This window comes from Nonomuraea jiangxiensis, from assembly GCF_900099965.1.
In the GTDB taxonomy this organism is placed as follows: Bacteria; Actinomycetota; Actinomycetes; order Streptosporangiales; family Streptosporangiaceae; genus Nonomuraea; species Nonomuraea jiangxiensis.
The window spans coordinates 122,321-129,989 of record NZ_FNDJ01000029.1; the positions used below are offsets into that span (position 1 = coordinate 122,321).

Sequence of the window (7,669 nt, forward strand, 5' to 3'; positions counted from 1 at the left end):
CGAAGGAGATGACGGTGAGTGATGGCAAGCCGATGCGGCTGTGGGGCGGGCGTTTCGAGGGTGGCCCGGCCGACGCGCTGACCCGGCTGTCGGTGAGCGTGCACTTCGACTGGCGGCTCGTGCCGTACGACCTGGCGGCGTCGAGGGCGCACGCCCGGGTGCTGCACAGGGCGGGGCTGCTGACCGAGGAGGAGCTCGGGCGTATGATCGGCGCGCTCGACGACCTGGAGCGCGCCTGCAAGGAGGGCCAGTTCCGGCCGACGGTCGCCGACGAGGACGTGCACACCGCGCTGGAGCGCGGCCTGCTGGAGCGGCTCGGCTCGCTGGGCGGCAAGCTCCGCGCCGGGCGCAGCCGCAACGACCAGATCGCCACCGACCTGCGCCTCTACCTGCGCGACCACGCCCGCACGGTCGTCTCGCGCCTGGTCGAGCTGGAGACGGCGCTGATGGCCCAGGCCGAGCAGCACGCCGAGACCGCCGCGCCCGGCATGACGCACCTGCAGCACGCCCAGCCGGTCTCGTTCGGCCACCAGCTGCTGGCGCACGTGCACGCCTTCACCCGCGACATCGACCGGCTCACCGACTGGGACAAGCGCGCCGCGATCTCGCCGCTCGGCTCGGGCGCCCTGGCCGGGTCCTCGCTGCCGCTCGACCCGCAGGCCGTGGCCGAGGAGCTCGGCTTCGCGGCCGCCGCGCCCAACTCGATGGACGCCGTCGCCGACCGCGACTTCGCGGCGGAGTTCCTGTTCGACGCGGCCATGATCGGCGTGCACCTGTCGCGGCTGGGCGAGGAGATCGTCCTGTGGGCCTCGCAGGAGTTCCGCTGGATCGAGATGGACGACGCCTACTCCACCGGCTCGTCGATCATGCCGCAGAAGAAGAACCCCGACGTGGCCGAGCTGGCCCGGGGCAAGGCCGGGCGGCTGATCGGCAACCTGATGTCGCTGCTGACCACGCTCAAGGGCCTGCCGCTGACCTACAACCGCGACCTGCAGGAGGACAAGGAGCCGGTGTTCGACGCGGTCGACACGCTGCTGCTGGTCCTGCCCGCGATGGCCGGCCTGGTCGCCACCATGCGGGTCAACACGGCCCGGCTGGAGGCGTCGGCGCCCGACGGCTTCGCGCTCGCCACCGACCTGGCCGAGCTGCTCGTCCGGCGCGGGGTGCCGTTCCGCGAGGCGCACGAGGCCGTCGGCCACCTCGTCGTGTGGTGCCAGGTCAACGACAAGGACCTGGGCGAGCTCGCCGACGACGAGCTGGTCAAGGTCTCGCCGCACCTGACCCCCGACGTCCGTGACGTGCTCAGCGTGCCGGGCGCCCTGGCCGCGCGCAAGGCCTACGGCGGCACCGCACCCGACCGCGTACGCGACCAGCTCGCCGCCCTGCGGGAGACGGTCGACGCGCAGGCGGCATGGGCTGCGGGGAGCTGAGCTCCGCCGCGCTGCCGCGGAGCTTCTTCGACCGGCCGTCGCACGAGGTGGCGCCCGACCTGCTCGGGCGCGTGCTCGTGCACGGCAGCGCGGATGGCCTGGTCGCCGTACGCCTGACCGAAGTCGAGGCGTACGGCGGCCCCGGCGAGGACCCGGCCGCCCACACCTACCGGGGCAGGACGCCGCGCAACGCGGTCATGTTCGGCCCGCCGGGCCACCTGTACGTGTACTTCACCTACGGCATGCACTTCTGCGCGAACCTGGTGTGCCTGCCCGAGGGCTTCGGCTCCGCCGTGCTGCTGCGGGCGGGCGAGGTGGTGGCTGGCGTCGAGCAGGCCCGCGCGCGGCGCTCCGGCCGCAGGCCGTCCGTGAACGGCGAGCCGCCCGCGAATCCCGAGCACGCCGGGGACGGCGAGCCGCCCGCGGACCGCAAGCAGGGCGGGGACGGCGAGCCGTCCGCGAAGCGCAAGCAGGCTGGGGACGGTGAGCCGTCCGCGAAGCGCAAGCCGCTCGCGGACCGGGACCTCGCCCGCGGGCCCGCCAGGCTCGCCGTCGCGCTGGGCCTGCTGCGCGAGCACAACGGCCTGGACGCGATCGGCGAGGCCGCCCCGGTGCCGCCCGGCGGCCCGTCGGGGCCGTTCGCCCCCGACCGCCGGCTGACCGGAGTGCCGCACGGCTCGGCCGTCCTGCTGGAAGGCTGTCCGGTGGACGCCGCCCTGATCAGGTCAGGCCCCCGCACCGGGGTGTCGACGGCCAGGGAGACGCCGTGGCGGTTCTGGATCGACGGCGACCCGACCGTCTCGCCGTACCGGGCTCACGTGCCGCGCCGCCGCAACGCCGCGGCCACCTCCGTCGGCGAGGTGCCCAGGTCGTGAGGGCTGAAGATGTGCAGGTTGTCGCCGGTGTCGATCTCCAGCATCTCGCTGCGCAGCCCCCACCTCCTGCGTACGTCGACCTTGATGTCCCAGATCGCGTCCCACGGCACGTGCCGCCGGCTCGCGAACCCGTGCACCACAGTGATGCCGCTCTCGTCGGCGGCCAGGCGTACCGGGGCCAGGACGTCCCGCAGCCCCATCGCGCCGACCAGCACGACGGCGGGCACGGCAAGGATCACCCCGCGGGTGTCCCCCTCGAACCACCAGTAAATGCCGAGCCCGGCACATGCCAGAGCCCCTAAGATCTTGAAAACGGCCAGCTCGCGACGGACCCTCCACATGGACACTGAGGGTATCCAACCGGACGTTCCAAGTGGCGCGCATGCGCACCGATCGGGCAGGCTGGACACACCGTCGGGACGACGTCCGCACCACATGTCGTCCCGGCCTCAGGAGCACCGTCATTCCGACCCAGGGAAGCCAGATCATCGTGACCGACATCCTTGACGACCTCGCGTGGCGAGGCCTGATCGCCCAATCCACCGACATCGACGCGCTGCGCGCGTCCATGGCCAAGGGGCCGATCACGCTCTATTGCGGTTTCGACCCGACCGCGCCGTCACTGCATGTCGGTCACTTCGTGCCACTGCTCACGCTGCGCCGCTTCCAGCTGGCCGGGCACCGCCCGATCGGCCTGGTCGGCGGTGCCACCGGCTTGATCGGCGACCCGAGCGGGCGCAACACCGAGCGCTCGCTCAACTCCAGCGAGGTCGTCGCCGGCTGGGTGGAGCGCCTGCGCGGCCAGGTCGGGCGCTTCCTGGACTTCGACGCCGAGCCCGACCCGGCGCTCATGGTCAGCAACCTTGACTGGACCGGCGAACTGTCCGCCATCGGCTTCCTGCGCGACATCGGCAAGCACTTCCCCGTCAACCGCATGCTGTCCAGGGAGGCGGTCTCCGCCCGGCTGGCGGGGGAGGGGCTGAGCTACACCGAGTTCAGCTACCAGATCCTGCAGGCCTACGACTACCTGGAGCTGTTCCGGCGCTACAACTGCACGCTGCAGATCGGCGGCAGCGACCAGTGGGGCAACATCACCGCCGGCGCCGACCTGGTCCGCCGCATCGAGGGCGCGCACGTCCACGCGCTCACGCTGCCGCTGATCATGAAGGCGGACGGCACCAAGTTCGGCAAGTCCGCGGGCGGCTCCCTCTGGCTCGACCCGGAGATGACCTCGCCGTACGCCTTCTACCAGTACTTCCTCAACACCGACGACCGCGACGTGGTCCACTACCTCAAGGTGTTCACGTTCCGGAGCCGCGAGGAGATCGAGGAGATGGAGAAGGCCGTCGCCGAGCGGCCCTTCGCCCGGGAGGCGCAGCGCGCGCTGGCCGAGGAGCTCACCGAACTGTTGCACGGCAAGGCCGAACTGGACGCGGTCGTGGCGGCGTCGAAGGCCCTGTTCGGGCAGGGAACCCTGGAGGAGCTGCCGCCCGCCACGCTGGCGGCCGCGCTCGCCGAGGTGCCCAAGGCCACCGTGCCCGCGCTGGGCACGCCGTTCGTCGACCTACTGGCCGACAGCGGGCTGGTGGAGTCGAAGTCGGCGGCCAGGCGGGCGGTGAAGGAGGGCGGCGCGTACCTCAACAACGTCAAGATCACCGACGAGGCGTACGTGCCGACCGCTGATGACCTGCTGGCTGGGCGGTTCATGGTGCTGCGGCGCGGCAAGAAGTCGATCGGCGGGGTCGAGGTCGGCTGACCGGCCTGCCTTGCGGGGCGGGCCTTTCCGGGGTTACGGGAGGCCCGCTTCTGCCGGCCTGACCAGGGCTTAGTCGTTGGGTGGTCACGGCCGGGTGGTCACGGGCGTGTGCCCCCGGTCACGGGCGGGTGAGGTCGGGTGGTCACGGTCTGGTGGTTCACGGGCGGGTGGTTACGGGTGGGTGTCCCGGTCACGGGCGGGTGAAGAGCGCCACCGTCAGGCCCGGCAGGTCCCCGGAGTGCTTGGCCGAGCTGAGCTCGAACCCGGCCTGCTCCACCGCGGCGACCCGCGGTAACCCGTCGCCCTCCAGCCCCGACTGCTTCGTCCCGCGCCAGACCACCCAGACCCGTTCCCGTCCCTTCAGCGCCGCGGAGACATCCTGCCGCTCCGGGTAACCGAACCCATCCGGCTCGGGCACGTCACCCGATTTGAGGACATCGACGGGCATCAAGGAGTCCGCGTAGTACTCGAACCCGGAGCGCAGCTGGCTCTGCCCGTACACGATCGCGTCGTCGGGTTCGGCCTTGACCACGCGCAACGCCCACGGGATGTTCTCGAAGCGACCGTTCTCCTCGCGTATCTCCACGTGCTCCGGGAACGCCAGCGCGCACCCGAGCACCACGACCGCCACCCCCGCCACGATCTGGAACCGGGGCAGGCTCGCCACGGCCACCCCTGCCAGCAGAGCCAGCGCCGGCGCCGTCACGAACAGGTAACGATCCACATAGACCGGCGTCACCAGCAAGGACACGGCGAGCAGCAGCACCGGAGGCAACACCAGCCACCCCGCCAACACCAGCCCCCACACCCTGCCCGGTGTCCTGCGCGACGCCGTCCACAACAGCGCCACCCCCGCCAGCGCGATGGCGAACAGCACCACCCCGAGCCCGGTGGCCCCCGCCGCCATCTTGGGGAACTTCAGCCAGACCTCCGGCCCCCGCTGAGGGATCCAGCTGATCGCGTGCCGTTCCCCGTACCCGACCAGTCCCAGCACCGCGGCCGGTACGCAGCCCACCGCGAGCGCCGCGAACATGCGCACCAGCCACGCCCGGCGTGCCAGCAGCAGCTGAGCGGGAAGCACGAGCACCGCGAACAGGTGCGTCGAGCACACGAGCGCGACCGCCACCCCGTAGACCACCCAGCGCCGGCCCTCCGGGCGCTCGATCGCGCGGTGCAACGCCCAGAACGAGAACACGACCGCGGCGGCGGCAAAGGCATAAGACCGGGCGAAAGCCCCGTAATACGACACCGACGGCAGGATCGCGAAGACACCCGCGGCGATCACCCCGGCCCGCACACTGTGCAGCCGCCTCCCCAGATCCACCAGGAACCAGGCCGCCACGCCGATCGCCACCGCTGACGGCAGCCGCAACCACAACTCGGCCGTGCCCAGCTTCATCCAGAAGTGCATGAAGAGGTAGTACGGGAGGAAGTGACCGTCGATGTGCCGGGCCAGCTCCCACATTCCGGCCAGTGAACGGGAGGCGGCGCTGATGGTCGCCAGCTCATCGCCGTTCAGGGTGGCGGAGCCCGTTCCGGTGAACGCCGCCGCACCGGCCAGCAACCCCATCCACCAGGGGGTTGACGTGCGGAGACGTGCTGCTGGGCGCGTTGGGGGTGCCAGTGTGGCGGCAGTGGTCACCGGGGCAGGATACGCGGCATATGGGCTGGAGCATGGCGTTCCGGCTTGTGAGGTTGCCGTGCGGGTGCATGGGTGGTGTTGCACCCCCATACGGAACGATGCCGGCACCCGCTCCTCAGGCACCTTCACCTAACACGCTCCGACAGTGCGAGCGCCTCCGCCCACCCACCGCCGCACGCTCCAACCGCAGGGCCGTAGGTGCTTTCACGTCACTGCCCGTGCGACTCACGTGTGTGGACGTGCGACTCACTTCACCGGCTTTGCGGTCAAAGGGGAGGCGTACTTGCAGGGCCTTGCGCCTCATCCCAGCAGAATTGCGCGCGCCGGTTCACAACGTCGTTGCATCGGGAGACGGGCCTGCGGATCGAGTCGCGCTGGCGTTGAGCACCCCAGCAGAGCCGCGAGAGTCGCGTCCTTGTGGTCGCGGTCCACGGTGGGTCGACCTGTACTCCGCAAGTGCGTCCACCCGGTCGATCGCGTCCGGGCCGAGCATCCGGGAGATGGTGTCGCGGAGGACTTTGAAGTCGTGGCTGTGCACCGTCAGGCCCGCGTCGCGTGCCGCCTCCACCAGCGCCTCGCGGCAGAGCCGCCTTCCGGGCCGTGCAGGAAGTGGTGCTTGCTGCCGGTATTGGTGCCTGCTCAGCACCGCGGCTAGGTCGTCGGGCAACGTCATCCGACCCGAGCCGATCGCTCCCAGGTCAAGGGCGACCTCGACCACGTCGTGTCCCGTCTCGGCCAGTTCCCGCGCGTCCGAGCTGATGGCGTCGCATGCCGCCGTGCGCGCAAAGTGCTCCACCCTGTCGATCAGCCCTGCCGCCGCGCCGCCCCCCAGCCCGGCGGCCACCTGGTACCGCTGGTCGGGCAGCGAAAGATCGTCTGGTCGGGCAGCGAAGGACCGTCTGGGAGCGCCACCCGCTCGCGCCACAGCACTTGGGGAACCGGCGTTACCCCCACCCCCATCAGCATCGCTAACCACAGTGGTTCTTCACCTCGAGCATGGCCGCCGTACCCAAGCTCGCTCACCTCCGTGTGGGTCAGCCGGATCGCAGATGTCGGCTTGGTAACGATCCTCAGACCCACGCCGCCGAGCGCATGTCGCTGATCCATCGACAACGGCACGGCCCTGGGGGATGTCGACAGAGAATGCCAGACGCCTGATCAGGTACGTTCCGAGATGATCTGGCGTGACTCCTCTGAGTGTGGCGGCATTCGTTCGCATTTGCCGATGAGGCCGGGGATCCCTGCTCCGCGCGGCCCTGGCGAGGCGATTTGACGTGTCGTGGATCGCGACCTAATCTTTCACTTCGCCCCGGGAGTGAGCCGGACGCCGGTCAGGCGGACGGGCCCAGGGGTGAGCCCCTTGAGATGACGAGCCACTCGGCAGAGCCGCTTCGGCGTGCTTCCGCCTGAGTCATCTCGGAGCATGCCGAAGCCACCGGAAAATCGGTTGATTCGACAAGCCCCGGATGTCACGGTAAGTTGTGAGGGTTGCCCCGGAACGGGGTGCACAATCCTAGTCAGTTTGGCCAGCTTGTGGCAAATCTCCGGATTTGACGCAAGAACGGCAAATTGATAAGGTTACGGAGCTGACAAATACGCCTCCGAGTAAGGATCTACGGATTCTGACTAGGGTGTACGCGTCCGTTTCTTGAGAACTCAACAGTGTGTTAAAAGCCAGTGCATGTATGACACATGTATGACCCCGTCATTTTTGACGGATTCCTTTTTGAGGTTGGGATTTTCATCCCTCCAGACATTGTTTGGAGAGTTTGATCCTGGCTCAGGACGAACGCTGGCGGCGTGCTTAACACATGCAAGTCGAGCGGAAAGGCCCTTCGGGGTACTCGAGCGGCGAACGGGTGAGTAACACGTGAGCAACCTGCCCCTGACTCTGGGATAAGCCTGGGAAACCGGGTCTAATACCGGATATGACCGTCTCCGGCATCGGGTGACGGTGGAAAGATTT

6 protein-coding genes and 1 rRNA gene are annotated in these 7,669 nt (G+C 69.5%); 4 read left to right on the forward strand and 3 right to left on the reverse strand.

Going from position 1 to position 7,669, the window contains the following annotated elements:
- The first annotated feature begins 8 nt into the window (after positions 1–8).
- Both argH and BLS95_RS43435 read left to right on the forward strand, forming a co-directional pair.
- A complete protein-coding gene (argH, locus tag BLS95_RS43430; protein ID WP_090945448.1) occupies positions 9–1,430 on the forward strand; it encodes an argininosuccinate lyase in 1,422 nt (473 codons plus the stop codon).
- Positions 1,412–2,305 carry a DNA-3-methyladenine glycosylase gene (locus BLS95_RS43435; protein ID WP_090945449.1) on the forward strand — a complete coding sequence of 298 codons (894 nt, stop codon included), beginning with the start codon at positions 1,412–1,414 and terminating at the stop codon, positions 2,303–2,305. Before argH ends, BLS95_RS43435 begins: the two co-directional genes overlap by 19 nt.
- Here the strand turns inward: BLS95_RS43435 and BLS95_RS43440 are convergent.
- Positions 2,245–2,646, reverse strand: coding sequence for a PH domain-containing protein (locus BLS95_RS43440; protein ID WP_090945450.1), 402 nt, complete (start codon positions 2,644–2,646; stop codon positions 2,245–2,247). The genes BLS95_RS43435 and BLS95_RS43440 overlap by 61 nt on opposite strands.
- 149 nt (positions 2,647–2,795) lie before the next feature.
- Between BLS95_RS43440 and tyrS the strand changes: the two genes are divergently transcribed.
- Complete coding sequence (gene tyrS / locus BLS95_RS43445) at positions 2,796–4,061, forward strand: tyrosine--tRNA ligase (protein ID WP_090945451.1); 1,266 nt, start codon at positions 2,796–2,798, stop codon at positions 4,059–4,061.
- Between the two features lie 190 nt (positions 4,062–4,251).
- Here tyrS and BLS95_RS43450 read toward each other — a convergent pair whose 3' ends face one another.
- Both BLS95_RS43450 and BLS95_RS43455 read right to left on the reverse strand, forming a co-directional pair.
- Entirely contained in the window at positions 4,252–5,631 is a 1,380-nt protein-coding gene (locus tag BLS95_RS43450; RefSeq protein WP_090945452.1) for a glycosyltransferase family 39 protein, read from the reverse strand.
- Between the two features lie 400 nt (positions 5,632–6,031).
- Positions 6,032–6,547 (reverse strand): hypothetical protein, encoded by a 516-nt coding sequence (locus tag BLS95_RS43455; RefSeq protein WP_090945453.1) that lies wholly within the window; start codon positions 6,545–6,547, stop codon positions 6,032–6,034.
- 913 nt (positions 6,548–7,460) lie between these two features.
- Between BLS95_RS43455 and BLS95_RS43465 the strand changes: the two genes are divergently transcribed.
- Positions 7,461–7,669, forward strand: a 16S ribosomal RNA gene (locus BLS95_RS43465); the annotation flags it as partial.

Excerpts from the sequence above, each read along its gene's own strand:
- argH (WP_090945448.1), top strand. The coding sequence starts at position 9 with ATGACGGTGAGTGATGGCAAGCCGATGCGGCTGTGGGGCGGGCGTTTC.
- BLS95_RS43435 (WP_090945449.1), top strand. The coding sequence starts at position 1,412 with ATGGGCTGCGGGGAGCTGAGCTCCGCCGCGCTGCCGCGGAGCTTCTTC.
- BLS95_RS43440 (WP_090945450.1), bottom strand. The coding sequence starts at position 2,646 with ATGTGGAGGGTCCGTCGCGAGCTGGCCGTTTTCAAGATCTTAGGGGCT.
- BLS95_RS43450 (WP_090945452.1), bottom strand. The coding sequence starts at position 5,631 with ATGGGGTTGCTGGCCGGTGCGGCGGCGTTCACCGGAACGGGCTCCGCC.